Raw genomic sequence first — 1264 nt, 5'->3', positions numbered from 1 at the left:
AATCCGCACACCAAGCCCGTCGTCTTCTGGGAGGAGGTGCTCGGCGACATCAACCGCACCGACCCCGACGTCATCTTCCTGGCGGAGGCCTTCACGCGCCCGGCGATGATGCGCACCCTGGCCGCGATCGGCTTCCAGCAGTCCTACACCTACTTCACCTGGCGCAACGCCAAGGGTGAACTGACGGACTATCTGCGTGAATTGGCGGGCGAGACCGCCCATTACCTGCGGCCGAACTTCTTCGTCAACACCCCCGACATCCTGCACGCCTACCTCCAGAACGGCGGACGCCCCGCCTTCGAGGCCCGTGCCGTGCTCGCCGCAACCCTGTCGCCGACGTGGGGCGTCTACAGCGGGTACGAACTGTGCGAGAACGCCCCGGCACGGCCCGGCAGCGAGGAGTATCTGGACTCGGAGAAGTACCAACTGAGGCCGCGCGACTGGGAGTCGGCGGAGCGCACCGGCGCCACCCTCGCGCCCCTCATCACCGCGCTCAACCGCGTGCGGCGCGCCAACCCCGCCCTGCGGCAACTGCGTGACCTGCACTTCCACTCCACGGACCAGGAGGCGGTGATCGCGTACTCGAAGACGGCCGACGACACGGACGGATCGAACACGGTTCTGGTGGTCGTGAACCTCGACGCCCACCACACCCAGGAGGCCACGGTCTCGTTGGACATGCCGAAACTCGGCCTCCACTGGCACGAGACCGTGCCGGTGCGCGACGAGCTCACCGGCGACACCTATCACTGGGGCAGGGCCAACTATGTGCGCCTCGAGCCGGGCCGCGCGCCCGCGCACATCTTCCGCGTCCTGCGACCGTCCTCACCGTTGATCGGAGGGTCACCCACACCATGATCATCAACGAGCCCGTCCAGGACACATTCGAGGACACGCCCGCCAAGGACCGAGACCCCGAATGGTTCAAGCGTGCCGTGTTCTACGAGGTCCTGGTGCGGTCCTTCCAGGACAGCAACGGCGACGGCATCGGCGACCTCAAGGGCATCACCGCCAAGCTGGACTATCTGCAGTGGCTGGGCGTGGACTGCCTGTGGCTGCCGCCGTTCTTCAAGTCGCCGCTGCGGGACGGCGGTTACGACGTCTCGGACTACACCGCCGTCCTCCCCGAGTTCGGCGATCTGGCCGACTTCGTGGAGTTCGTGGACTCCGCGCATCAGCGGGGCATGCGCGTGATCATCGATTTCGTGATGAACCACACCAGCGATCAGCACCCGTGGTTCCAGCAGTCGCGCACCGACCCCGA

2 protein-coding genes are annotated in these 1264 nt (G+C 66.5%); both read left to right on the top strand.

From position 1 onward, the window contains the following. Positions 1-858 (top strand): alpha-amylase family protein (locus ACZ6ZP_RS43155; protein ID WP_469410580.1); only part of this gene is annotated, 858 nt, incomplete at its 5' end. Further along, positions 855-1264 (top strand): alpha-amylase family glycosyl hydrolase (locus ACZ6ZP_RS43150; RefSeq protein WP_351174276.1); only part of this gene is annotated, 410 nt, incomplete at its 3' end. The genes ACZ6ZP_RS43155 and ACZ6ZP_RS43150, both read left to right, overlap by 4 nt.

Source organism: Streptomyces sp. NPDC054047 (assembly GCF_055585065.1).
The sequence above is the reverse complement of the archived record's forward strand: the minus strand, read 5'-3'. Positions and strand labels throughout refer to the sequence as shown.